Origin of the sequence: Streptomyces tagetis, from assembly GCF_018069565.1 — a bacterium.
GTDB classification, from domain to species: domain Bacteria; phylum Actinomycetota; class Actinomycetes; order Streptomycetales; family Streptomycetaceae; genus Streptomyces; species Streptomyces tagetis.
On record NZ_JAGPNL010000013.1, the window covers coordinates 1 to 24351 of the forward strand.

Here is a 24351-nt window from a genome sequence, read left to right on the forward strand (position 1 = left end):
CGGTGGTTATAGCGTAGGGGAAACGCCCGGTTACATTCCGAACCCGGAAGCTAAGCTCTACAGCGCCGATGGTACTGCAGGGGGGACCCTGTGGGAGAGTAGGACGCCGCCGAACAAATATTGATGAGAGGGCCCACACCGAAAAGGTGTGGGCCCTTTCTTTTTTGGTGCATTACCGTGGCCCCCATGAGCAGCACCAGCAGCACCGAGCAGTACGTCGTCCGCGCCGTGCGCGCCGAGGAGTGGCCGGCCGTCAAGGCGCTGCGGCTGGTCGCGCTCCAGGACCCGGTGGCGCACCTCGCCTTTCTGGAGACGTACGACGAGGCCGTGGCCAGGCCGGACTCGTACTGGCAGGGGCGGACGGGCGGGGCTTCCGTGGGGTCGGGCGGCGCCCGCCAGTTCATCGTGGAGGGGCCGGACGGCGCCTGGGTCGGAAGCGTGACCATGCTCGTCGAGGAGGCCGGCACGACGGACTGGGCCGGATTCCCGGTCGAGCGGCGGCAGGGGCACCTCGTGGGTGTCTATGTGCGGCCCGAGCACCGCGGTTGCGGGCTGACCGAGGTACTGGTCGACGAGGCCCTGGAGTGGGCCTGGGGCGTCGGCGTGGAGCGGGTGCGGCTGATCGTGCACGAGGACAACGGGCGGGCGCTGCGCTTCTACCGCAGGATCGGGTTCCAGCCGAGCGGGGTCAGCGTGCCGCTGACGGCCGGCTCGGCCGAGTCCGAAGTGGAGGAAATGGAGGAAGTGGAGGAAGTGGAGTACGTCCTCGAACGTCCCTGAGCGCCGTGGAGACGGCCTGGTCAGGCCGGAAGTTCGGCGTGCGGCCAGCGGGCGCGGGCCTGTTCACGGGAGCGGAGCAGGGCCAGCGTGGGCAGTCCCTGACCGGCTCCGGTGGCCAGCAGCTCCGGGAGCTGGGGGAGCGGGGCGACGGCGGCGACATCGTCCAGGACGAGGGTCATTGGTGGGTCGAGGCGACCGGAGGATGACCGTTCGGCCATGCGCCGGCCGCGCTCGACCACGCTGGAGACGAGCGCCGTGAGCAGGGGCATGGCGCCCGGAGTGGTGCGGGGGTCCTCCAGGGACTCCCCCACCGCGTAAAGGCTTCCCCCTTCGTGCGGAAAGGAATCCAAGGCGAGCGCATCACTTCGGTGGGGAGTGCACGCCTCGCGGATGTTCACCGTCGAGAGTGCGGCCAGCGCCCGCGTGGTGAGCTGCTGGGCCATGTCCCGGCGCTCCGGATGGGCCGTCAGGGCCGCCTCCAGCTCGCCCGCGGACCCCGGCGCCGCCTTCGGGTGGGTCCGGAGGACGCGGACCGCGTCCTGGACCTGGCCGCCCTGGGACCAGCGGTGCACATGGCGCAGGGTGCGGCCGTCGACGGCGGCGGCGTGCAGGTAGCTGCGCAGCAGTGTCGCCGCGGTGTCGCCGAGGGCCTGGTCGAGCCGGGCGGTGGGCCGTACCGGGGCCAGCAGTGCGGCGGCCCGTGCCACGGCGGTGTCGCGGTCCTCGCACCCCGCCGTGGGCGACCAGTGCAGGCGGGCCGGGGTGTCGCAGAGGTGGGCGGGGTCGTAGAGCAGGACCGGGCCCAGCTTGGCGCGGGCGTCCTTCGTGTCCTGCCAGAGGCCGGGGTGCGAGGTGACGACGATGACGGCGCCCTCGGCCTCCCGCACGGCCCGCGCCGCCAGGGAACGCCGCTCCTCCCGCGAGCCCAGCAGCACCTTCCCCCAGCCGCCCGTGCGCGCGGCGGTGGTGAAGACGGGCGCTGCGCCCCCGAGGGCCGGGAACTCCGGCGTCGTACGGTCCGCCGGGGGCGTCTCCGCGGCCTCGTGGACGGGGGCCGGCCTCGGGGCCGGGACCTCGTGGCGGGGCGCGGGCTCCGTCGGCACGGGCGGTGCCTCGACGGGGTGGGCCTCCTCGGCCGGGTACGCGGTGCGGCGGCGTTGCCGTACCGCCTTCCAGCGGGCCAGCGTGCCCATCACGAACACGGCCAGCACCACCAGCACCATCAACTGGCCGATGAACAGCCCCCAGAACAGGCCGTAGCCGGAGAGGCCGGCCGCCGGGGCGTCCGGCCAGGCGCCGGGGATGTCGTGCGGTTCGGTGATCAGGGCGCGCATCGCCCGCGGCGTGCCCGTGAAGGTGACGCCGTCCGGCCAGGCCCCGTGCGCGAACAGCGCGGCCACTCCGGTCGCCGTCCACACCAGCACCGTCATGCCGAGCAGGAAGGCGAGGACGCCGACCAGCAGACCGTCGGGGACGCCGCCCCGGTGGTCGGGCCGGCCCTCGCGGCGGTCGTCAGGTCTCATGCGGCCTCCCGCTTCGCTCCGTCTACGCCACCGTCGAGGAGTCGCCCAGGTGGTGTTCCATGAAGGCCGCCGCCCGCTCCTCCGCCTCCAGCTCGGCCGCCCGCAGTGCCTCGTCCGCGAGTTCGTCGGAGGACTCGGTCATCGCGCGGTCGGTGAAGACGAGGGGGCGCTCGGTCTCGGTGATCAGGTGTTTGACCACCTGGACGTTGCCGTTGACGTCCCACACGGCGATGCCGGGGGTGAGGGAGGGGATGATCTCCACCGCCCACCGGGGCAGCCCCAGCACCCGTCCGGTCGCGCGGGCCTCGTCGGCCTTCTGCGCGTAGACGGTGCGGGTCGAGGCCATCTTGAGGATCGCCGCGGCCTCCTTCGCCGCCGCCCCGTCGACGACGTCGGAGAGGTGGTGCACCACCGCCACGAAGGAGAGGCCGAGCCGGCGGCCGAACTTCAGCAGCCGCTGGAACAACTGGGCCACGAAGGGGCTGTTGATGATGTGCCACGCCTCCTCGACCAGGAAGATGCGCTTCTTGCGGTCGGGGCGGATCCAGGTGTGCTCCAGCCAGACGCCGACGATGGCCATGAGGATCGGCATGGCGATCGAGTTGCGGTCGATGTGAGAGAGGTCGAAGACGATCAGCGGCGCGTCCAGGTCGATGCCGACCGTCGTCGGCCCGTCGAACATGCCCCGCAGGTCGCCGTCGACCAGCCGGTCCAGTACCAGCGCCACGTCCAGACCCCAGGCCCGTACGTCGTCTATGTCGACGTTCATCGCCTCCGCGGACTCCGGCTCGGGGTGGCGGAGCTGCTCGACGATGTCGGTGAGGACGGGCTGGCGGTCGACGATGGTCTCGTTGACGTAGGCGTGCGCGACCTTGAGGGCGAAGCCGGACCGTTCGTCGAGGCCGTGGCCCATGGCCACCTCGATGATGGTGCGCAAGAGGGCGAGCTGGCCGGTCGTGGTGATCGACGGGTCCAGGGGGTTGAGGCGGATGCCGTGGTCCAGGGCGGCCCGCGGGTCCAGCCGGATGGGCGTGATGCCCAGCTCCTCGGCGATCAGGTTCCACTCGCCGACGCCGTCCTCGCCCTGGGCGTCCAGGACGACGACCTGGCGGTCGCGGAAGCGGAGCTGGCGCAGGACGTACGTCTTCTCCAGTGCCGACTTGCCGTTGCCGGACTCGCCGAGGACCAGCCAGTGCGGGGCGGGGAGCTGCTGTCCGTAGAGCTGGAAGGGGTCGTAGATGTAGCCCTTGCCGGAGTACACCTCGCGGCCGATGATCACGCCGGAGTCGCCGAGGCCGGGGGCGGCCGTCGGCAGGTAGACGGCCTGGGCCTGGCCGGTGGAGGTGCGCACCGGGAGGCGGGTCGTCTCCACCTTCCCGAACAGGAACGACGTGAAGGCGTCGGTGAGGACGGACATCGGGTCCCGCATCAGGCTCAGCCCCTACCTTCGGATGCCGGTGGCGAACGGAAGTGTGTTCACGAAGGCGCGGTGGTGCTCGCGGTCGCACCACTCCAGCTTCAGGTACGACTTTCCGGCCGAGGCCCGGATGGTCCGCTTGTCGCGGGCCAGCGCCTCGGGGGAGCGTGAGGAGACGGTGATGTAGCCGACGAGGTTGACGCCGGCCGCGCCGCTGGCGAGGTCCTCGCCGCGCTGGTCGAGCCGGCTGTGGGCGGCGATGTCGCGGGGGTCGACGGTGCGGTTCATCTTGGCGGCGCGGGACGCCTCGGCCTCGTCGTTGGTCTTCTCGGTGAGCATGCGCTCGATGGCGACCTCGGTGGGTTCGAGGTCCATGGTGACGGCGACGGTGCGGATGACGTCCGGGGTGTGGACGAGCAGCGGCGCGAGGAAGTTCACGCCGACCGGGGTCATGGGCCACTCCTTGACCCAGGCGGTGGCGTGGCACCAGGGGGCGCGGGTGGAGGACTCGCGGGTCTTGGCCTGGAGGTAGGTGGGCTCCATGGCGTCCAGCTCGGCCGGCCAGGCGTTGCGCTTGGTCATCGCCTGGATGTGGTCGATGGGGTGGTCCGGGTCGTACATGGAGTGGATGAGGGAGGCGAGCCGGCCCTGTCCGAGGGGCTGGCGGACCCGGATGTCGGCCTCCTGGAGGCGGGAGCAGATGTCGGTCAGCTCGCGGGCCATGACGACGGCGAGGCCGGCGTCGCGGTCGACCTTGCGGCCGTTGTGCGGGCGGGCGGCGCGGGCCATGGCGTGGGCCTCGGCGGCGAGTTCGCGCGAGTAGTGCATACAGGCGACGAGGTAGGCGCGGTGCTGCTCGCTGCTGGTGGAGACCATGGACTGGAGCTGGTCGTAGGACTGGCGCAGCCAGACGGCGGCCTTGTCGTCGCCGCGCAGGGTGACGTCCTTGGCGTGGGCGTCGGGGTCGGCGGGGAGGGTGCGGGCGAGCATCTGGAGGCGGGTGACGAAGCCGTCGCCGTTGGCCACGTGCTTGAGCAGGGTGCCGAAGCGGTCGACGAGGGCTTCCTGGTCCTCGGAGTCGCGCAGGCCGACGCCGGGGCCCTCGATCTCGATGGCGGCGGTGACGGTGCGGCGGTCGGCGTGGAGCAGGACGGCGATCTCGTCGGGCCCGAAGGGGGCGGCCAGCCAGGAGATGCGGCCGATGCCGGGCGGCGGGCCGATCTCGACCTCGCGCCCGTCGAGCCGGGTGCCGGCCTCGACGACGCCGGAGCGGTAGGCGGTGCCCTGGCGCAGGGTCCGCTTGTAGCTGCGGTTGATCTCGAACCACTTGTAGAAGGTGCGGTGCTTGTACGGGACGTAGACCGCGGCGAGCGCGAGCATGGGGAAGCCCGTGAGCAGCACGATGCGCAGGGACAGGACGGGGACGAGGAGTCCGGACATCATGCCGAGGAAGGCGCCCGCGATGATGAGGGCGATCTCTCCGGTCTCGCGGTTGCGTCCGACGATCGCGTTCGGCCGGGCGCGGCCGATCAGATACGTCCGGCGGGGCGTGACCGGATGGGCCAGATGGGAATCGGTCGTCAACGCCCTTCACCTCCCGTGCTCTTGTTGCTGGTGCGGGTGCTGCTGGCGTGGGGCGTGTTGACGGGGCTGCCGGCGCGGGGCGCGGGGGCGGCGGAGGGGGCGGGGCCGCCGCCGGCGGGGCGGGAGCTGTGCGCGGCGACTCCGCCGGAGGCGGGGTTGGCGGGGCGGGGGGCGGCGGAGGACTGGCCGCCGTCACCGCCCTGGCGGGTGCTGTGGGTCCGGATGCCCTGGGCGACGAGGTTGGCCGGGGAGCTGATCACGGCGGCGGCCTTGTTCTCGGCGCCGCGCATGAGGCGGTTGTCGCGGGAGCCGGCGATCTCGTCGCCGAAGCCGGGGACGAAGCGGTAGATCATCGCGGAGGCGAAGATGGCGAGCAGGATGATCGCCAGGCCGGAGACGACGGCGGAGAAGGCGTTGGGGCCGTCGTCGGCGGAGAGGGCGCCGGCCAGGCCCAGGACGATGACGATGACCGGCTTGACCAGGATCACGGCGATCATGACGCCGGCCCAGCGGCGGACGTGGCCCCACAGGTTCTTGTCGACCAGGCCGGCGTAGACGACGGTGCCGAGGAGGGCGCCGACGTAGAGGAGGGCGGCGCGGATGACGAGTTCGAGCCAGAGGACGCCGGCGGCGAGGATGGAGACGAGGGAGACGACGATCAGCATGATCGGTCCGCCGCCGATGTCGTTGCCCTTCTCCAGGGCGCCGGAGAAGGTGCCGAAGAAGGTGTCCGTCTGGTCGCCGGTGGCCTTCGCGAGGACGTCGGTCACGCCGTCGGTCGCGGAGACGACGGTGTAGAGGATCAGGGGGGTGAAGGCGGAGGCGAGGACGGTGAGCCAGAGGAAGCCGACGGCCTCGGAGAGGGCGGTGCTGAGCGGGACGCCGCGGACGGCGCGCTTGGCGACGGCCAGGAGCCACAGCAGGAGCGTCAGGATCGTCGAGGCGGCGAAGACGACGGCGTACTGCTGGAGGAACCTGGGGTTGGTGAAGTCGACGGTGGCGGTCTCGCGGACGGCGTCGCTGAGCTTGCCGACGGTCCAGGAGGCGGCGTCGGCGCAGCCCTGGGCGAGGGAGGCGAGGGGGTCGAGGGCGGAGACGGGGGTGTCGGGGCCGGAGCCGCCTCGACGGGAGCCGCCGCGTTCGCAGTAGTCCTTGGCGGGGCCGTGGATCAGATCACAGGGGTTGTCGCTGGTGGTGGGCGACGGGGTGGGGTCGGCGAAGGCCCGGCCGGCGAAGAGCACCAGCGCTGTCTGTGCCACCGTGACCGCACCGGCCAGCTTGAGTACGTGGCGGTTAGCGCGCATAGGTGAGCCCTCCGTACCCCTGGATGGCCTCCGCCATCTCGCCCGAACTGGAGGCCCTGTCGTCCCCCGGAATCGGGGCAGGGCCTTCCTGCTGAGAGTGCGTCACGATCTTCCAGTCGCCCTCGGTCCACCGCAGCTCCATGGTGATGGTGAACCAGCCGCTGGTGACGGGTGTCGTGGATTTCTCCCCGGCGAGACCGAGGAGCCCGTTGCACCAGACTTCGACGGTCGCGCTGTCGGCGGAGCCCTTGGCGAATTTGGTGCCGATCGGAGTCGTGCGGGACACGAAGGTGTAGCCCTTCGGCGTGGACCCGTCTTCCCCGAGACCGACGCTCTTGTTGAAGTCCGGGCTGTACGCCTTGTCCAGGGCGGCCGAGAACTCGGCCACTCTCGACGGCACGATGACGGTCTGCAGGATGCCGTCGCGCTTGGACTTGTCGAACATCTCCGCCGAGCCCAGGGCGACGGAGTAGTTCGCCGCCGCGCTCTGGGCCCCCTGTTGGGTGTGGGGGTGGCCCGTGGGGATGCCGTGGGTGGTGGTGTCGACGGGGCGTTCGCCGGTGGGGGAGGTCGGGGAGGTGCGGGGCTTGTCGCCGGAGGCGCCGTCGCGGGGGGCGGAGTCGCCGCCTCCACGGTTCGCGAAGGCGATCGCGGCGATGAGGAGGACGACGACGCCGACGACCGTGACCAGGCTGCGCGAGGACGAGCGGCCCCCGCGGCGTGGGCCCGGGTACCCCTCGGGGCCGCTGTCGGGCAGCCGTGTGCGCGTCTGACCTGTGCCGCCGTAGCCGCCGGAGGTCTGCTGGTCGTCTCCGAGACTCATGCCGCGTACGCCCCCTCGACGTCGTGCGGGAACACCTCGTACTCCGTGCCGTAGAAGTATGACGGTAGCCGTGCTGGTTCCCGCTCGGGCGCGGTGTGGTGACTCGGCATCAGGGAAACGCAACCTCGGTCGGTGGGCACGGCGGGCGGGTGGGTGGAGGGGGACCGGGCGTGCCCGGAGGGGCCGGTGGGGCGGGCCCGGTTACACGGCCATGCCGTACACGATGGTGAAGAGCGTGCCGAGCGAGCCGATGATGAACACGCCCGTGAGCCCGGCGACGATGAGGCCCTTGCCCTGTTCCGCGCTGAAGGTGTCGCGGAGCGCGGTGGCGCCGATGCGCTGCTTGGCGGCGCCCCAGATGGCGATGCCGAGGCAGAGGAGGATGGCGACCGCCATGACCACCTCGATCATGACCTTGGCCTCGTTGCCCAGGCTGCCGAAGGGGCCCCAGTCCGGAGCGATCCCGCCGATGATGGTGTTGATGTCTCCCTTGTCGGCCGCAAAGAGCATGTAAGTCACCGCCCCTGTTGGGTAGTTCCGCACCCTCTGCGGTGTGCAGAGGTCAGACCTCATTGTCGCCGACGATGGCGCCGTCGCATGTCGACTTGGCGTCATTGCCTGGCTGGTTTCGTGAGAACAGCTTGCCATCGCCCCGCGCCGGCGCGCTCGCGGCAGGCGTGGGACGGTGTCCGGGATGTCGTATCGTCACTCTGTGTATCACGGCAGGTCACGCCGGGCAACGAGGAGGGTGCGGAACCTGTCGTGTGGTTCGGTCGTTAGGCCCTTCTACGCGTCCGTCGGCGGCTCCTGACGGATGGTCGGGCGGGGCGGCGGTGGCGCCCCTACACTGACGTGGGCGGCGTACTCCTGGACGGCGAGGGGTGGTTGAGGGTGCGTAAGGCGTGGGTCCTGGCGACCGTGGTCCTGGGGGCCGGCCTCTCCTTCGTGATGCTGCTCGTCGTGGGCGTCTACGTGGTCGCCGGGAACCTGGCGGGCGGGGTGGCCGGGGGGACCAAGCGGCTCGCCAAGGGGACGGTTCCGGCCGCGTACCAGGAGCTGGTGCAGACCTGGGGCAACCTCTGCGACGCCATCAACCCGGCGCTGCTGGCCGCCCAGCTCTACCAGGAGAGCGGCTTCGACCCGAAGGCGCAGAGCCCGGCGGCGGCGCAGGGGATCGCGCAGTTCATCCCCGGCACCTGGGCGGCGCACGGCATCGACGGGAACGGTGACGGGGTCCGGGACGTGTGGGACCCGCGGGACGCGATCCCCTCGGCCGCCTCGTACGACTGCCAGTTGGCCTCGTACGTGAAGAGCGTGCCCGGGGACCCGACCGAGAACATGCTGGCGTCCTACAACGCGGGCCCGGACGCGGTGATCCGGTACCAGGGCGTGCCGCCCTACAAGGAGACCCGGAACTACGTCAAGGTGATCCGGTCGCTGGAGGAGAGCTTCGCCCAGCCAGTCAGCCGGGTCGCCCCCTCCCGGCAGGCCGCCGGCGCCATCGCCTACGCGCAGAAGAAGCTCGGCACGCCGTATCTCTGGGGCGGCAACGGCACCGCGGACCAGGGCGGGCGCTTCGACTGCTCGGGGCTGACCAAGGCGGCCTACGAGAGCGTCGGCATCACGCTGCCCCGGGTGGCGAACGACCAGTACAACGCGGGTCCGCATCCGGGGCGGGACGAGCTGCTCCCGGGCGATCTGGTCTTCTTCTCGGACGACCTGACCGATTCGCGGGCCATCCGGCACGTGGGGATCTACGTGGGTGGCGGGTACATGATCGACGCGCCGCGGCCCGGTGCGGTGATCCGGTTCGACCCGGTCGACACCCCCGACTACTTCGGCGCCACGCGGGTGACCGAGGATGGCGCGAACGCGCTCCCCACGACCGTGTGAACCGAGCGTGAAACCCTGCCCTGAGCTGCGACGATCTATCTCTCTTCGATAACGTCTGAGTGATCGTTCGGTGGAGTGTGGAACGTATGGGCGGGGACCGTGCGTTCCTGTGTGCGTAGAGCGTGATCTACGACCACGGGGGTGGCAGGAGAGACGCGCGCACCGCGCGTCGGAGGACGGGACGAAGGGGCCGCAGCGCCATGGCTGGACTCGCCGAATCCGGGTCGAACCCCGACGTCGAGCTGCTCTACGACATCAATGGCCTGGCCAAGGACGCGCCGCACTGGTTCGACCGGGTCATGGAGTTCGTAGGCGAGTACGGGGTGGTGTTCGCCCTCCTGCTGCTGGTGGTGTGGTGCTGGTGGTCGGTGCGCCGGCGGGGCGGCGAGGACGCGGCCTCCTCGGTGGCCGCGCTGGTGTGGGCGCCGCTCGCGGCGGGCGTGGCGGTCCTGGTCAACGTGCCGATACGGGGTTTCGTCGAGCGCCCCCGGCCGTTCTTCGACCACCAGGGGCTGGAGGTGCTCGTCGCGGGCAAGACCGACTACTCCTTCGTCAGCGATCACGCGACGCTGGTCATGGCGATGGGCGTCGCCCTGTTCGTGGCCGACCGCCGCTTCGGTGTCGCGGGGATCGTGCTGGCGCTGTTCGGCGGGTTCTGCCGGGTCTACATGGGGGTGCACTACCCGACCGACGTCGTGGGCGGCTTCGCCCTCGGTACGGCGGTCGCGCTGCTGCTGTCGCCGGTGGCCATGGCCCTGCTGACGCCGCTGACCCGGGCCGTCGAGCGTTCCCCGCGACTGGGCGGGCTGGTCAGCGCGCGGGGGCGGGCCGCCGGGCAGGACGCGGTGATCCCGGGGGCGCGCAAGGAGAGCCCCGGCAGCGAGGAACGCGGTCTGGCCGCCTGACGGGGGCGGGTGACGCCCGGTCAGGGGCGGACGGCCGCCGGGCCGGGGGCGCCGGTCACACCGCGCCCCGGCCGCGCCCCGCGCCGCCCCGCCCCGGTCACACCTCGCCCCGGTCACATCCGGCGCCGGTCACACCCGGCCCCGGCACGGTTAGAGCCCCTGCGGTGAGGTGAAGACGCGGTCCGGGTCGTAGCGGTCCTTCAGGGCGGTCAGGCGGGGCGCGGCGTCGCCGTAGTAGGCCGTCCGCCAGTCCTTCAGCTCCGGGTCGGTGTAGTTCTGGTAGGCGGCGCCCGAGGCGTACGGGCGCATGGCCCCGTGCACCGAGGCGAGCCAGTTGCGGGACGCCGCGCCGTCGCCGCCCGCCGGCCAGGAGGCGAGGTACTGGGCCAGCGTCCGGGAGCGGCGGTGCACGAAGGCGGTGGCCGTCGGCGCGACGCGGTTGACCGCGCCGCCGAGCGCGGTGAACGAGACGCTGCCGGCGCCGCCGGACACCGTACGGAGCCGGTCCAGCAGGGCCGTGACGCCGGCCGCCGGGATGTCGCGGTCGAAGAAGTCCGAGCGGGCGGCGTACGTCTCGCGGGCGAGGCCGCCCTCGGGGGCGCGGCCGGGGGTGGACCCGGAGAGGTGGCAGCGGGCGTCGGTGGGGAAGGACGAGCAGCCCGCGTACACCTCCATGGCCTCCCGGTAGCTGCGGCGCTTGAAGGAGACGTGGCTCGCGGAGGCGCCGGTCTGCGCGGCGAGCCGGTCGACGGCGTTCTGGAGGTCGCCGAGGGTGCCGAGGGAGAAGGCGGCCAGGGAGACGGCCGGGCCACGTCCCGCGACGGCCTCCAGGTGCAGGGAGGACCAGATCTCGTCGGGCTGGTCGGGCCCCCACCGCTGCCAGGCGGCGACCAGCCGGCCCGCCCGTGACCAGGGCCAGGTCAGGTACGCGGAGACCGCCTGCGGGGCCGGACGGGTGCGGAAGCGCAGCTCGGTGACGACGCCGAAGGTGCCGTTGCCCGCTCCGCGCAGCGCCCAGAACAGGTCCGGGTTCTCGGTGGCGTCGGCGGTGAGCCGCCGTCCGTCGGCGGTGATCAGGGTGGCGCCGGTGAGGTGGTCGCAGGTCAGTCCGTAGGCGCGGGAGACGACGCCGTGGCCGCCGCCGAGGACGAGCCCGGAGATGCCGACGGTGGGGCACGACCCGGCCGGGAGGGTGGTGCCCCGGGCGGCGAGGGCGCGGTAGACGTCGATCAGCTTGGCGCCGGCGCCGATCACCGCCTCGTCGCCGCTCGCCCGGACGCGGTCGAGGGCGGAGACGTCGATGATCAGGCGGCCGTCGCCGGAGGACCAGCCGGCGTAGGAGTGGCCGCCGCTGCGCAGGGCGACGGGGACGCCGTGGGCGCGGGCGTGGCCGAGGGCGGTGCGGACGTCCTCGGGGTGCGCGGGGTAGGCCACGGCGGCGGGGCGCAGGGTGTCGAAGCGGGTGTTGTAGAGCTGGCGGGCGGTGGTCCAGCTCCGGTCGCCGGGGCGTACGAGGGTGCCGTCGAGGGAGGCGGCGAGCGCGTTCCAGTCGGCGGGGGTCGGTGCGCCGCCGGGGGCGGGGACGGAGCCGCGGGCCTGCGGGGGCGAGGAGGACGGCGGGCGCGCGGGTTCGCGCGGGCCGCTCTGGTCGTCCGGGACGGTGCCGGCGCAGCCGGCCGTCGTCGCGGTGAGCGCCGCGGCGGCCGTGCCGCCGAGGAACGTGCGCCGGTCCATGTCCGCCTCCGCCTCACGTGGGGTCGTCAGGCAAGACGGGACACGCGGGGGCGGGGGTTCCCTCGGCGGTGTCGGCCGTGCGGGTGAAGAAGGCGGACGGAAGGTGCCGGATCAGCCCGGGGCGTGGGTGTGGGCGTCCGTGCGGGCCTGCGATCTGGCCCGGCGGGCCGGGCCCTGCCAGCCGCAGGTGCAGCGGGCCCGGCAGAACGACCCCCGTTCGGCGGTCGACGTGCGGTGTTCCGGGGTGTCCCGGCGGATCTCCGTACCGTCCTGCTGTGCCACGGGCGCAACGTTACCGGCGCCGCCCGCCCGTCGTTAACCGGGCGGCAGGGGGCCGGGACGGACGGCACGGACGGGGGCAGGGAAGGCGATGGCAGGGCGGCGGGAGCGGTGGGGCGGCAGGGCGGGCGGCGGGGTCCTCGCCGGGAGCGTGGTCCTCGGCGCCTGTCTGGGCGGCGGCGCGTGCTCCGGCCAGGGGGCCGCCGTGCGGGACGCCGCCGCGGGCGATCCGGTCGCCGTGCTCCACGGCGCCGCCGACCGGCTGGTCGCCGCGGGCAGCTCCAAGGCGCGTACGGCGATGGAGATGGCGAGCGGCGGGACCCGGGTGACCATCCGCGGCGAGGGTGTCTACGACTTCCGGGAGCGGCGCGGGAGCCTCAAGGTGCTGCTGCCGGCCGACGCGGCGGGCAACCGGGACCACCGGCCGATCACCGAACTGCTCACCCCGGGCGCCCTGTTCATGAAGAACCGGGGCGCGGGCGTGCCCGACGACAAGTGGGTGCGGGTGGAGACCGCCACGCTCTCCGACGGCAATCTGGTCACCGGCGGCGCCACCGACCCCTTCACCGCCGCCGAGGTGCTGCGCGGGACGCGGACGGCTGCGTACGTGGGGCGCACCGAGGTCGCGGGCACCGCCGTGCGGCACTACCGGGGGACCGCCGACCTCGCCCGCGCCGCCCGGGACGCGACCCCGGACAACCGGGAGAAGCTGGCCGCCGCGGCCGAGGGGTTCGCCACCGCGGAGGTGCCCTTCGACGTCTACCTCGACGACGAGGGCCGCATCCGCAAGCTCCGGCACCGCTTCAGCTTCGTCAACGGGCAGTACGAGGGAACGGTGGCGGTCTCCTCCACGACGCTGCTCTACGACTTCGGCACCGAGGTCCGGGTGCGGCTGCCGGCCGAGGGCGACATCTACGCGGGCCGTATCGCCGAGGGACCGGCCGGTAAGGACTAGCCCTTCCGTGCCATGCGCGCTGCGTAGCCGCTGCCTACTCTAGGAAGTCGGCTACGGCAGGGACGAGGTGACGGGTGTGGCTCCGGTCGGCGGGACGGCGATTCAGGACCACGTGGCCCTCGCCGAGATCGAGCTGTGCGGGGAGCTGATCATCGCGGCCTCCGCCGCCCGGGGGCGGCTGAGCCTGGAGAGCATCGACGAGGTGCTGAAGGTGGCCGAGGAGCGGCGCACCGCCGACCGGTAGCGCCGTCCCTGAAAGCTGAGAGCTGAGAGCTGAGAGCTGAGGGCCCTGGTCCGCTCCCCGGTGTCAGGTGCGCAGCAGGCGGCCGATGGCCTTGGTGGCCTCCTCGACCTTCGCGTCGATCTCCGCGCCGCCCTTGAGGGCCGCGTCGGCGACGCAGTGGCGCAGGTGCTCCTCCAGCAGTTGCAGGGCGAAGGACTGGAGGGCCTTGGTGGAGGCGGAGACCTGGGTGAGTATGTCGATGCAGTAGACGTCCTCGTCGACCATGCGCTGGAGGCCGCGGATCTGGCCCTCGATCCGGCGCAGGCGTTTGAGGTGCTGGTCCTTCTGGTGGTGGTACCCGTGCACACCGCGGTCGTGGTCGGTCACGGGGACGTCCGCCACCGGGTCGGTGCCCTGGGCGGTCCGGGCGTTCCGTGTGTCCTGGGTGTCCTGGGTGTCCTGGGTGTCCTGGGTGTCCTGGGCGCCGACGGCGGCGGTGGAGGGCGCACCCGCGCCGGCCTCGGTGGTCGTCATCGCGTCCTCCTGGTGGACAGATTGCGGACATATACCCCTAGCGGGTATATGGTAACGAACTTCGCCGCGCACGGGCTCCTTGGCCGAATCTTGACCCGTTTTTTGGTGGTTCACGGGCGTTTCTTGGGTAGCGCATGGCCGACGCGGTGTGTCGGGACCGGGCCGGTTGGCCCCGGGATGCCCCCCTGCTCGCCACGGTGTCCGATGGGCGACACTGGGGGACGGCCCGTTAGCCGTGGCCGGTTGATGCGCCTAGCATCAGCCTGACCGAATTCCATGCACCCCGAGGACCCCACGTGCGCTTTCGTCTGACCCCCAGGGAGACGAGCTTCTACGACATGTTCGCCGCGTCCGCGGACAACATCGTCACGGGCTCCAAGCTCCTGATGGAACTGCTCGGGGCGGACGGTCCCGCCCGAGCCGAGATCGCAGAGCGTATGCGGGCCGCCGAACACGCGGGTGACGACGCGACGCACGCGATCTTCCACCAGCTCAACTCCTCGTTCATCACGCCCTTCGACCGCGAGGACATCTACTCCCTCGCCTCCTCGCTCGACGACATCATGGACTTCATGGAGGAGGCCGTCGACCTGGTCGTCCTCTACAACGTGGAGGAGCTGCCCAAGGGGGTCGAGCAGCAGATCGAGGTGCTGGCGCGGGCCGCCGAGCTGACCGCCGAGGCCATGCCGAACCTGCGGACCATGGACAACCTCACCGAGTACTGGATCGAGGTCAACCGGCTGGAGAACCAGGCCGACCAGATCCACCGCAAGCTCCTCGCCCACCTCTTCAACGGCACCTACGACGCCATCGAGGTGCTGAAGCTCAAGCAGATCGTGGATGTGCTGGAAGAGGCGGCCGACGCCTTCGAGCACGTGGCGAACACGGTGGAGACCATCGCGGTCAAGGAGTCCTGACCCCTTCATGGACACCTTCGCTCTGGTCGTGACCATCGGGGTCGCGCTCTTCTTCACGTACACCAACGGATTCCACGACTCGGCGAACGCGATCGCGACGTCGGTGTCGACGCGGGCGCTGACCCCCCGGGCCGCGCTCGCCATGGCCGCGGTCATGAACATGGCCGGGGCCTTCCTCGGTTCCGGGGTCGCCAAGACCGTCAGCGAGGGCCTGATCGAGACCCCCGAGGGGTCCAAAGGGATGGGCATCCTCTTCGCCGCGCTGATCGGCGCGATCGTCTGGAACCTGGTCACCTGGTACTTCGGTCTCCCCTCGTCCTCCTCGCACGCGCTCTTCGGCGGCATGGTCGGCGCGGCCCTGGCCGGGGGCACCACGGTCTACTGGCACGGGGTGCTGGACAAGATCGTGCTGCCCATGTTCATCTCCCCGGTCGTCGGCCTGATCGTCGGCTACCTGGTGATGACCGCCATCATGTGGATCTTCCGGCGGGCCAACCCGCACAAGGCCAAGCGCGGTTTCCGCATAGCCCAGACGGTGTCGGCGGCCGGCATGGCACTGGGCCACGGCCTCCAGGACGCCCAGAAGACGATGGGCATCGTCGTGATGGCCCTGGTCATCGCCGATGTCGAGGACGCCGGCGACCCGATCCCGGTCTGGGTCAAGATCGCCTGCGCGCTGATGCTGTCGCTCGGGACCTACGCGGGCGGCTGGCGCATCATGCGCACCCTGGGCCGCAAGATCATCGAGCTGGACCCGCCGCAGGGGTTCGCGGCGGAGACGACCGGCGCGTCGATCATGTTCACCACGGCCTTCCTGTTCAAGGCGCCGATCTCGACGACCCACGTCATCACCTCGGCGATCATGGGTGTCGGCGCCACGAAGCGGGTCAACGCCGTGCGGTGGGGCGTCGCCAAGAACATCATCCTGGGCTGGTTCATCACCATGCCCGCCGCCGCCGCGGTCGCCGCCGCCTCCTACGGGATCGTGTACCTGGCCGCTCCCTGAGCGCGCCTGCCCCCGGCCCGGACGTGAAGGGGCCCGCCCCCGGTGGACGGGGGCGGGCCCTTTCGCCTCGCGGCGGCACCGCCATGCAGCGCCGCGAGGGGATCGTGGGTCAGCCGAAGCGGCCGGAGATGTAGTCCTCGGTCGCCTGCACCGACGGGTTGGAGAAGATCCGCTCCGTGTCGTCGATCTCGATCAGCTTGCCGGGCCGGCCGACCGCCGCCAGGTTGAAGAAGGCCGTACGGTCCGAGACGCGCGCCGCCTGCTGCATGTTGTGCGTCACGATGACGATCGTGAACCGCTCCTTCAGCTCGCCGATCAGGTCCTCGATCGCCAGCGTGGAGATCGGGTCCAGGGCGGAGCAGGGCTCGTCCATGAGGAGCACGTCGGGCTCGACGGCGATGGCGCGGGCGATGCACAGCCGCTGCTGCTGACCGCCGGAGAGGCCGGAGCCCGGCTTGTTCAGGCGGTCCTTGACCTCGTTCCACAGGTTCGCGCCGCGCAGCGACTTCTCGACGATGTCGTCCAGGGCCGCCTTGCGGTGGCTGCCGTTGAGACGCAGACCCGCCGCCACGTTGTCGTAGACCGACATGGTCGGGAACGGGTTCGGCCGCTGGAAGACCATGCCGACCTCGCGGCGCACGGCCACCGGGTCGATGCCGGCGCCGTAGAGGTTCTCGTCGTCGAGCATCACCTTGCCCTCGACCCGGCCGCCCGGCGTGACCTCGTGCATGCGGTTGAGGGTGCGCAGGAAGGTGGACTTCCCGCAGCCGGAGGGGCCGATGAAGGCCGTCACCGAGTGGGGTTCGACGGCCATCGAGATGTCCTCGATGGCGAGGAAGGAGCCGTAGTAGGCATTGAGTCCGCTGACGTCGATGCGCTTGGCCATGGGGATCACTGCTTCTTTCACGTCGTGGGGGCCGGCCGGATCGCGGCGGCCGGCCGCGCGGGCGGGGCCGCGGATCAGCGGGGGGCCTTCCAGCGGGCGATGGCGCGGGCCGCCAGGTTGAGGATCATGATGAACGCGATGAGCGTCAGGGCCGCCGCCCAGGCGCGGTCGTACGCCGCGCCCTCGCCGCCGCTGTTGGCGTACTGGAGGTAGATGTACATCGGCAGCGACGCCTGCGGTCCGGAGAGCGGGTTCGTGTTGATGAAGTTCGTGCCCCAGACCAGCAGCAGTACGGGGGCGGTCTCGCCGGTGATGCGGGCGATCGCGAGCATCACGCCCGTGGTGATGCCGCCGAGCGAGGTCGGCAGGACCACCTTCAGGATGGTGCGCCACTTCGGCACGCCGAGCGCGAGCGACGCCTCCCGCAGCTCGTTCGGGACGAGCTTCAGCATCTCCTCGGTCGAGCGGACGACGACCGGGATCATCAGGATGCTCAGGGCGAAGGAGCCGGCGATGCCGGACGGGCCCATGTCGAGGATGAGCACCCACAGGCTGAGGATGAACAGGCCCGCGACGATCGACGGGATGCCCGTCATGACGTCGACGAAGAAGGTGACCGCCTTCGCCAGCCGGCCCCGCCCGTACTCGACCAGGTAGATCGCGGTCAGCACGCCGACCGGCACGGAGAACAGGGTGGCCAGGCCGACCTGCTCCAGGGTGCCGATGAGGGCGTGGTAGATGCCGCCGCCGGGCTCGGTGTCGCTGACCACGCCCATCGAGTGGGAGAGGAAGTAGCCGTCGAGGACCTTCACGCCGCGCTTGAGGGTCTCCCAGATCAGGGAGGCGAGCGGGATCACGGCGAGCAGGAAGGCCACCCAGACCAGGCTGGTCGCCACCCGGTCCTTGGCCTGGCGCCGGCCCTCGACGCGGGCCGAGACGCCGTAGTTGCCGCCGACGAAGCAGACGGCCGCGATCAAAGCCCACTGGATGCTGCTCTGCAGCCCGGCGGCGGCGCTGACGGCGAGGCCGAGGGCGACGGAGGCGGCGGCGACCGCCCACGGGAACCACTTCGGCAGGGTGGCGCCGCGCAGCGAGCTGCGCCGGGGCGTGAGGGATGCGTGGCTCATGCGTTGGCCCCCGAGTACTCCTTGCGGCGGGCGATGATCAGTCGCGCGGCGCCGTTGACCAGCAGGGTGATGACGAAGAGCACCAGGCCGGAGGCGATCAGCGCGTCCTGGCCCATCACGGTGGCCTCGTTGAACTTGCTGGCGATGTTCTGGGCGAAGGTGCCGCCGCCCGGTTCGAGCAGGCTGGCGCGGATGTCGAAGACGGGGGAGAGCACCATGGCGACGGCCATCGTCTCGCCGAGCGCGCGGCCGAGGCCCAGCATCGAGGCGGAGATGACGCCGGAGCGGCCGAAGGGCAGCACGGCCATGCGGATGACCTCCCAGCGCGTGGCGCCGAGGGCCAGGGCGGCCTCCTCGTGCGTGCGCGGGACCTGGCGGAAGACCTCGCGGCTGACGTTGGTGATGATCGGCAGGATCATGATCGCCAGCAGGATGCCCACGGTGAACAGCGAGCGCGCCGGGCCGCCGCTCCAGGACAGGACGCCGGTCCAGCCGAAGTAGTCGTCGAGCCAGCCGTAGAGCCCGTTGAGGTGCGGGACGAGGGCGAGGGCGCCCCACAGGCCGTAGACGATGGAGGGCACGGCGGCGAGCAGGTCGATCACGTACGCGATGGTGCCGCCGAGCTTCCGCGGCGCGTAGTGCGTGATGAACAGGGCGATGCCGACCGCGACGGGTACGGCGATGGCCATGGCGATGACCGACGAGACGACGGTGCCGAAGGCCAGGACGGCGATGCCGAACCGGGGCGGGGAGCCGCTCGGGTCCCATTCGAAGCTGGTGAGGAAGTCGGCCTCGTTCTCGCTGAGCGCGAGGACGGAGCGGTAGGTGAGGAAGGCCGCGATGGCGGCCATGACGATCAGCACGAGGATGCCGGACCCCCGGGAGAGTCCCAGGAAGATCCGGTCGCCGGGACGGGTGGCGCCGCGCGCGGCGCGTTCGGCTCCGGCTTCGGGTGTGGGGGGTTCCGTCTGCTGGTGGGTGGCGGTGGTGGTGTCCATCGGGTTCTCCGGTCTGCGGAACCGCTCCGTCGTACGGGCGGCTCGGGCGGAGCCGCCCTCGGGTCGGGGCGCTCCTGGCGGCGGTGCACCGGACGGTGCGGTCCGGCCCCCGCGGGGGAGGCCGGACCGCACTCGGGTCAGCTCAGGCCCGAGACGGTCTCGCGGACCTTGGTGATGATCTCCTGCGGCATCGGGGCGTAGCCGGCCTCCGCCAGCAGGCCCTGGCCGTCCTCGGAGGCGATGTAGTTGAGGAAGGACTTGGTGGCGGGCAGGGTCTCGGCCTTGTTGCCCTTGTCGCAGACGATCTCGTACGTCACCAGGACGATCGGGTAGGCGCCGTCGGCGGAGGGGGTGTAGTCCAGCTTCAGGGCGAGGTCCTTGCCGGTGCCGACGACCTCGGCGGCGCCGATGGCGGCGGTGGCGTTCTCGACGGTGGCCTTGACCGGCTCGGCGGCCTCGGTCTTGATGTCGACCGTCTTGACGCCGTCCTTGGCGTAGGACAGCTCGAAGTAGGAGATGGAGCCCGGGGTCTGCTTGACCTGCTGGGCGAGGCCGGAGGAGCCCTGCGCGGACTGGCCGCCCTTGGCCTCCCACGACTTGCCCGGCTCGTACGTCCAGTCCTTGGGCGCGGCGGCCTTCAGGTACTTGGTGAAGTTGTCCGTGGTGCCGGACTCGTCCGAGCGGTGGAACGCCTGGATCTTCAGGTCGGGCAGCTTCGCGTCGGGGTTGAGCTTGGCGATGGCCGCGTCGTTCCAGTTGGTGATGCGGCTGTCGAAGATCTTCGCCAGGGTCGGGGCGTCCAGGGCGAGGGTGTCGACGCCGGACACGTTGAAGCCGACCGCGATCGGGCCGCCGACCATGGGCAGGTCGATGCCCTGGCCGTCGGTGCAGACCTTCTTGGACGCCTCGACCTCTTCGGGCTTCAGGGCCGAGTCGGAGCCGGCGAAGGCGGTCTGGCCCTGGGTGAACGCGGTGATGCCCGCACCGGAGCCGGTCGGGTTGTAGTTGATCTGGACGTCCTTGCAGGCCGCGACGTACTGCTTGACCCAGGCGTCGATCGCGTTCTTCTGCGCCGAGGAGCCCGAGGCCTGGAGGCGGCCCTTGGCGTCGTCGCACTGGACCGAGCCGCCGGCGGCGGCGGAGGCGGAGGAGTCGCCGCCGGCCGTCTTGTCGCCGGTGTCGTCGGAGCCGCACGCCGTGAGGGCCAGGGCGCCGGAGACGGCGAGAGCACCGAGAGCGAGGGCCCGCCGGTTCATGCGCTGAAGCTTCACTTGAGGGAGTTCCTTCCAGGAGCCGCCGTCCTGAATTCGGCGGCGTGCGAGGACTGGTGCTGCGGACAGCGCCGACAGGGCCGCGTCGCTTCGGCGGGGTTGCGCCGGGATGCGTCCCGTATCGGGTAAGGCCGAAATTAGGCAGATCAGATGAAGGCGCCGATGGGCGTGCGTGAACGCGGGGTGAACCCCTGAGGACGGTGCGGTGAGGTCACGGAAGGCTCACGTCAAGGACACGGAGCGGTCCCGGCCGGGCCCGTCCGGAGCAGGGCGTCGACCAGGGCGCGGTCCCGGGGGTGGCTGAGGCGGGCGCGGGCGTCGGCGGGCGGCAGCCACAGGACGCGGTCGACCTCGTCGGAGGGGACGAAGGCGCCGTCGCCGGCCTCGGCGGCCCAGTAGCGGACCTCCTTGGGGCGGCCGTCGGCCGGATAGCGCACGGTGGGCAGGGCCGCGCCCGGCACGGCCGCGTACCCGGTCTCCTCGGCGACCTCGCGCAGGGCGCCGGCGAGCGGGTCCTCGCCCCGCTTCAGCTTGCCCTTGGGGTGCGACCAGTCGTCGTACTTGGGCCGGTGGACCAGGCAGAGCTGGAGCTCGCCGGTGCGCGGGGCGCGGCGCCACAGGACGCAGCCGGCCGCCCGTACGACGGGGTCCCGGGTGGGCTGCATGGGCGGGGTCCTCTCGGGTGGCGGCGGCCGGGGGGCCAGGCTCGGGCCCGGCTCGTGCGGCGGGCCGGGGTGGCGGGCCCGGCTGCGTGCGGGGCTGGGTGCCGGGCCCCGCCCGGCGCGGGCTCAGCGCGGGGTGCCGGTGGCGGCGCGCTGCCGGCCGTGCCGGAACGCGTACCGCGCCGCCTCCACCTCATGCCGCTGGGCGGCGTGCAGCACCCCGAGGGCGTACGCCGTCGCCGGGGCGATGCGCGGGGTGCGGGCCGCCTGCGCCGCCTCGGCGGCGGCCTCCGCGGCGTCGCGGTGCCGGTCCAGGGCCTGCCCGGCGGCGCCGAGCCACGCCGCGTCGGGGTCGGTGCCGCCGGGCCCGAGCAGCACCTCGCGCGCGTACCGGTGCAGGCGCAGCAGCAGCCGTACCTGGAGCCAGGGGGCGTCCTGCGGATGCGGCGCCGCGTCCGGGGAGAGCCCCTGGTCCAGCGCCTGCGCGTTGTACGGGTGCCCCGCGGAGGCCAGCGGCAGCGCCGTCACCGCGTCGGTGAGCCGGCCCTCGGCCGCCGCGGCCGGGGCGCGCAGGTCGGCTCCGGCCGCGCCGGCCCGCAGCGGGACCTCGCTGGCCAGCAGGGCGACCGCGTCGGCGACCGCGTGGAAGCGGCTGCTGCCCAGCGCCTGGAGCGCGGCCGAGTGCGCCCGGGTACGGGCCAGGGTGAGCCGGCGGTCGAGGAGCGCGCCCGCCCTGGCCGCCCCCACGGTGAGCTGCCCCCGGTCGGGGAGCGCGGTGCGGGCGACGGGCACGGCGGTCCCGGCCGGCCCGCTCGCCGGGGCGGCGACGGCCGCCCGGCCCGCCGGTGCCGCCGGGCCCGGGAAGGCCGGGGTGCCGGAGAGCCGGTGCAGGGTGGTCAGCAGGCGCTCCAGCCGGGACGCGCAGGCGTGCTCCCGCGAGAGCGTGCCCGACAGCCACGCCAGCTCCGGGCGCATGGCCTCGGCCCAGTCGGCGTCCAGCAGCGGCTGGTAGGTGTGCAGGGTGCCGCTGATGCGGCGGGCCGACCGGCGCAGGGCGAGGGCCGCGTCGGCGGGCTCCTCCGCGTCCGGGCCGCAGGGGGCGGCGCTCTGGGTGCCCGCCTCCCGGTGCAGGCGCAGGGCCCGGAGGAACTCCACGGCCTGGGCGCGCAGGTACGCCGCGAGGGCGTCCGCGGGCACCGGCTCCCCCCTGGGGTCCGTCGGGTCAGGGTGTCGCTGTGCCACGCCGGCGCCTCCGGGCGTCTATGAGCATCTCCTGGATGTTGCGCAGTGGCCGCCCCTCCGCGTCGGCGGCGTGCCGGGTCCACTCGCCGTCCGGGCCGAGGTGCCAGGAGGCGGTGGTGTCGGACATGCCGGTCTCCAGCAGCCGGCTGAGGGTGGCCCGGTGCGCGGGGTCGGTGACCCGCACCAGGACCTCGATACGGCGGTCGAGGTTGCGGTGCATCATGTCGGCGCTGCCCATCCACACCTCGGGCTCCCCGCCGTTGCCGAAGGCGAAGACCCGCGAGTGCTCCAGGAAGCGGCCGAGGACCGAGCGGACCCGGATGTTCTCCGACAGCCCCGGCACCCCGGGGCGCAGCGCGCAGATCCCGCGCACCCACACGTCGACGGGGACGCCCGCCTGCGAGGCGCGGTAGAGGGCGTCGACGACCGTCTCGTCGACCATCGAGTTGACCTTGACGCGGATGGCGGCGGGGCGTCCGGCGCGGTGGTGCCGGATCTCCTGGCGTATCCGGGAGACCAGCCCGTCGCGCAGCGACCTGGGGGCCACCAGCAGGCGCCGGTAGGTCTCCCGGCGGGAGTAGCCGGAGAGCCGGTTGAACAGGTCGGAGAGGTCCGCGCCGACCTGCGGGTCCGCGGTGAGCAGACCGAGGTCCTCGTAGAGGCGGGCGGTCTTCGGGTGGTAGTTGCCAGTGCCGACGTGGCTGTAGCGCCTGAGCGTCTCGCCCTCCTGGCGCACCACGAGCGAGAGCTTGCAGTGGGTCTTCAGGCCGACCAGCCCGTAGACCACGTGGCAGCCGGCCTCCTCCAGCTTGCGGGCCCACTTGATGTTGGCGTGCTCGTCGAAGCGGGCCTTGATCTCGACCAGGACGAGGACCTGCTTGCCCGACTCGGCGGCGTCGATCAGGGCGTCCACTATCGGCGAGTCGCCCGAGGTCCGGTACAGCGTCTGCTTGATCGCCAGCACGTCGGGGTCGCCCGCCGCCTGCTCCAGGAACGCCTGCACGGAGGTGGAGAAGGAGTCGTACGGGTGGTGCAGGAGCACGTCCCGTTCGCGCAGCGCGGCGAAGATGTCCGGCGCCGACGCCGACTCGACCTCCGCGAGGTCGCGGTGGATGGCGCCGACGAACTTCGGGTACTTCAGCTCCGGCCGGTCGAGTCCGTGGACGCGGAAGAGACCGGTGAGGTCCAGCGGGCCGGGCAGCGGGTAGACCTCCGCCTCGCCGATCTTCAGCTCGCGCACCAGCAGGTCCAGGACCTCCCGGTCGACGGACTCCTCCACCTCCAGCCGCACCGGGGGCCCGAAGCGGCGCCGCGTCAGCTCCTTCTCCAGCGCCTGGAGCAGGTTCTCGGCGTCGTCCTCCTCGACCTCCAGGTCCTCGTTGCGGGTGAGGCGGAAGGTGTGGTGCTCCAGCACCTCCATCCCGGGGAACAGCTCCTCCAGGTGGGCGGCGATGACGTCCTCGACGGGCACGTAGCGGCCCGGGGACGCCTCCAGGAAGCGGGAGAGCAGCGGGGGCACCTTCACCCGGGCGAAGTGCCGGTGCCCGGTGACCGGGTTGCGGACGACGACCGCCAGGTTCAGGGAGAGGCCCGAGATGTACGGGAAGGGGTGCGCCGGGTCCACCGCGAGCGGGGTGAGCACCGGGAAGATCTGCTGCCGGAACAGGGTGAAGAGGCGGGCCTGCTCCTTCTCGGCCAGCTCGTTCCAGCGGACCAGATGGATGCCCTCGGCGGCCAGCGCGGGGGCGACGTCCTCGTGGAAGCAGGCGGCGTGCCGCGCCATCAGCTCCCGGGAGCGGGACCAGATCATCTCCAGCACCTCGCGGGGCTGGAGCCCGGAGGCGGAGCGGGTGGCCACGCCGGTGGCGATGCGGCGCTTGAGCCCGGCCACCCGGACCATGAAGAACTCGTCCAGGTTGCCGGCGAAGATCGCCAGGAAGTTGGCGCGCTCCAGCAGGGGCGTCGCCGGGTCCTCGGCGAGTTCGAGCACCCGCTCGTTGAACGCGAGCCAGCTCCGCTCGCGGTCCAGGAAGCGGTCCCCGGGGAGCCGGGCCCGGTCGGAGTCCGCCGCCTCCTCGTAGGTGTCGGGGTCGGCGTCGATGTCCGGTTCCAGGTCGGGGACGGCCGCTGCCACGGTCTGCGGGCGGTGCGCGGCGATGGAGCCGACGGAGGGCTGTGGCTGCGGGCCCTCGGCCGGTGCCTGGCTGTTCGGCTGCCTCATGAACCCATTCTTCCGCGCCGGGGCCGTTACGGGCGCGTCCGAGGGCGCGGAGGGCTCTGGCAGGCTC

Annotated in this window: 23 protein-coding genes and 1 rRNA gene; 8 read left to right on the forward strand and 16 right to left on the reverse strand. The window is 72.3% G+C overall.

Going from position 1 to position 24351, the window contains the following annotated elements:
- Both rrf and J5Y05_RS30465 read left to right on the forward strand, forming a co-directional pair.
- Positions 1 to 115 (forward strand): 5S ribosomal RNA (gene rrf / locus J5Y05_RS30460); the annotation flags it as partial.
- A 71-nt stretch (positions 116 to 186) separates the two neighbouring features.
- Positions 187 to 780 carry a GNAT family N-acetyltransferase gene (locus J5Y05_RS30465; RefSeq protein WP_210876538.1) on the forward strand — a complete coding sequence of 198 codons (594 nt, stop codon included), beginning with the start codon at positions 187 to 189 and terminating at the stop codon, positions 778 to 780.
- Between the two features lie 20 nt (positions 781 to 800).
- Here the strand turns inward: J5Y05_RS30465 and J5Y05_RS30470 are convergent, their stop codons facing one another.
- The 6 genes from J5Y05_RS30470 to J5Y05_RS30495 form a co-directional block, all read right to left on the reverse strand.
- Positions 801 to 2303 (reverse strand): type IV secretory system conjugative DNA transfer family protein, encoded by a 1503-nt coding sequence (locus tag J5Y05_RS30470; protein ID WP_210876539.1) that lies wholly within the window; start codon positions 2301 to 2303, stop codon positions 801 to 803.
- Between the two features lie 22 nt (positions 2304 to 2325).
- A complete protein-coding gene (locus tag J5Y05_RS30475) occupies positions 2326 to 3732 on the reverse strand; it encodes an ATP-binding protein (RefSeq protein ID WP_210876540.1) in 1407 nt (468 codons plus the stop codon).
- A 12-nt stretch (positions 3733 to 3744) separates the two neighbouring features.
- On the reverse strand, positions 3745 to 5304 hold the full coding sequence (locus J5Y05_RS30480; RefSeq protein ID WP_210876541.1) for an SCO6880 family protein: 1560 nt from the start codon (positions 5302 to 5304) through the stop codon (positions 3745 to 3747).
- Entirely contained in the window at positions 5301 to 6608 is a 1308-nt protein-coding gene (locus tag J5Y05_RS30485; RefSeq protein WP_210876542.1) for a hypothetical protein, read from the reverse strand. The genes J5Y05_RS30480 and J5Y05_RS30485 overlap by 4 nt, the downstream gene beginning before the upstream one ends.
- Positions 6598 to 7431, reverse strand: a complete 834-nt coding sequence (locus J5Y05_RS30490; protein ID WP_210876543.1) for a DUF8175 domain-containg protein — start codon at positions 7429 to 7431, stop codon at positions 6598 to 6600. Before J5Y05_RS30490 ends, J5Y05_RS30485 begins: the two co-directional genes overlap by 11 nt.
- 201 nt (positions 7432 to 7632) lie before the next feature.
- Entirely contained in the window at positions 7633 to 7941 is a 309-nt protein-coding gene (locus J5Y05_RS30495) for a DUF8827 family protein (protein ID WP_210876544.1), read from the reverse strand.
- Between the two features lie 381 nt (positions 7942 to 8322).
- On the opposite strand from J5Y05_RS30495, the gene J5Y05_RS30500 reads away from it, so the two are divergent.
- Positions 8323 to 9324 carry a C40 family peptidase gene (locus J5Y05_RS30500; protein ID WP_210876634.1) on the forward strand — a complete coding sequence of 334 codons (1002 nt, stop codon included), beginning with the start codon at positions 8323 to 8325 and terminating at the stop codon, positions 9322 to 9324.
- 200 nt (positions 9325 to 9524) lie between these two features.
- Positions 9525 to 10229: a phosphatase PAP2 family protein gene (locus J5Y05_RS30505; RefSeq protein WP_210876545.1), complete on the forward strand. Its 705-nt coding sequence runs from the start codon at positions 9525 to 9527 to the stop codon at positions 10227 to 10229.
- Between the two features lie 150 nt (positions 10230 to 10379).
- On the opposite strand, the gene J5Y05_RS30510 is transcribed toward J5Y05_RS30505, so the two are convergent.
- On the reverse strand, positions 10380 to 11963 hold the full coding sequence (locus J5Y05_RS30510; protein WP_210876546.1) for an FAD-binding oxidoreductase: 1584 nt from the start codon (positions 11961 to 11963) through the stop codon (positions 10380 to 10382).
- 111 nt (positions 11964 to 12074) lie between these two features.
- Positions 12075 to 12245: a hypothetical protein gene (locus J5Y05_RS30515; protein WP_210876637.1), complete on the reverse strand. Its 171-nt coding sequence runs from the start codon at positions 12243 to 12245 to the stop codon at positions 12075 to 12077.
- 88 nt (positions 12246 to 12333) lie between these two features.
- Between J5Y05_RS30515 and J5Y05_RS30520 the strand changes: the two genes are divergently transcribed.
- Both J5Y05_RS30520 and J5Y05_RS30525 read left to right on the forward strand, forming a co-directional pair.
- Positions 12334 to 13197 carry an SCO4651 family lipoprotein gene (locus tag J5Y05_RS30520; protein ID WP_210876547.1) on the forward strand — a complete coding sequence of 288 codons (864 nt, stop codon included), beginning with the start codon at positions 12334 to 12336 and terminating at the stop codon, positions 13195 to 13197.
- A gap of 76 nt (positions 13198 to 13273) precedes the next feature.
- A complete protein-coding gene (locus tag J5Y05_RS30525) occupies positions 13274 to 13441 on the forward strand; it encodes a hypothetical protein (RefSeq protein WP_210876638.1) in 168 nt (55 codons plus the stop codon).
- A gap of 63 nt (positions 13442 to 13504) precedes the next feature.
- Here the strand turns inward: J5Y05_RS30525 and J5Y05_RS30530 are convergent, their stop codons facing one another.
- On the reverse strand, positions 13505 to 13954 hold the full coding sequence (locus J5Y05_RS30530; RefSeq protein ID WP_210876548.1) for a metal-sensitive transcriptional regulator: 450 nt from the start codon (positions 13952 to 13954) through the stop codon (positions 13505 to 13507).
- A gap of 296 nt (positions 13955 to 14250) precedes the next feature.
- Here J5Y05_RS30530 and J5Y05_RS30535 point away from each other — a divergent pair, with 296 nt between their 5' ends.
- Positions 14251 to 14871 (forward strand): DUF47 domain-containing protein, encoded by a 621-nt coding sequence (locus tag J5Y05_RS30535; RefSeq protein WP_210876549.1) that lies wholly within the window; start codon positions 14251 to 14253, stop codon positions 14869 to 14871.
- A 7-nt stretch (positions 14872 to 14878) separates the two neighbouring features.
- Positions 14879 to 15877, forward strand: coding sequence for an inorganic phosphate transporter (locus J5Y05_RS30540; RefSeq protein ID WP_210876550.1), 999 nt, complete (start codon positions 14879 to 14881; stop codon positions 15875 to 15877).
- A gap of 109 nt (positions 15878 to 15986) precedes the next feature.
- Here J5Y05_RS30540 and pstB read toward each other — a convergent pair whose 3' ends face one another.
- From pstB to J5Y05_RS30575, 7 genes are all read right to left on the reverse strand, one after another.
- Positions 15987 to 16763 (reverse strand): phosphate ABC transporter ATP-binding protein PstB, encoded by a 777-nt coding sequence (pstB, locus tag J5Y05_RS30545; RefSeq protein ID WP_210876551.1) that lies wholly within the window; start codon positions 16761 to 16763, stop codon positions 15987 to 15989.
- Between the two features lie 74 nt (positions 16764 to 16837).
- On the reverse strand, positions 16838 to 17890 hold the full coding sequence (pstA, locus tag J5Y05_RS30550) for a phosphate ABC transporter permease PstA (RefSeq protein ID WP_210876552.1): 1053 nt from the start codon (positions 17888 to 17890) through the stop codon (positions 16838 to 16840).
- The gene (gene pstC, locus J5Y05_RS30555) at positions 17887 to 18888 is read right to left on the reverse strand and encodes a phosphate ABC transporter permease subunit PstC (protein WP_210876553.1); all 1002 of its coding nucleotides are present in this window, start codon (positions 18886 to 18888) and stop codon (positions 17887 to 17889) included. The genes pstA and pstC overlap by 4 nt, the downstream gene beginning before the upstream one ends.
- Before the next feature lie 137 nt (positions 18889 to 19025).
- Entirely contained in the window at positions 19026 to 20159 is a 1134-nt protein-coding gene (pstS, locus tag J5Y05_RS30560; RefSeq protein WP_210876554.1) for a phosphate ABC transporter substrate-binding protein PstS, read from the reverse strand.
- Between the two features lie 227 nt (positions 20160 to 20386).
- Positions 20387 to 20824 carry an NUDIX hydrolase gene (locus J5Y05_RS30565; protein WP_210876555.1) on the reverse strand — a complete coding sequence of 146 codons (438 nt, stop codon included), beginning with the start codon at positions 20822 to 20824 and terminating at the stop codon, positions 20387 to 20389.
- Between the two features lie 123 nt (positions 20825 to 20947).
- Positions 20948 to 22063: a CHAD domain-containing protein gene (locus J5Y05_RS30570; protein WP_210876556.1), complete on the reverse strand. Its 1116-nt coding sequence runs from the start codon at positions 22061 to 22063 to the stop codon at positions 20948 to 20950.
- Positions 22044 to 24284 (reverse strand): RNA degradosome polyphosphate kinase, encoded by a 2241-nt coding sequence (locus J5Y05_RS30575; protein ID WP_372450542.1) that lies wholly within the window; start codon positions 24282 to 24284, stop codon positions 22044 to 22046. Before J5Y05_RS30575 ends, J5Y05_RS30570 begins: the two co-directional genes overlap by 20 nt.
- Between the last annotated feature and the right edge of the window lie 67 nt (positions 24285 to 24351).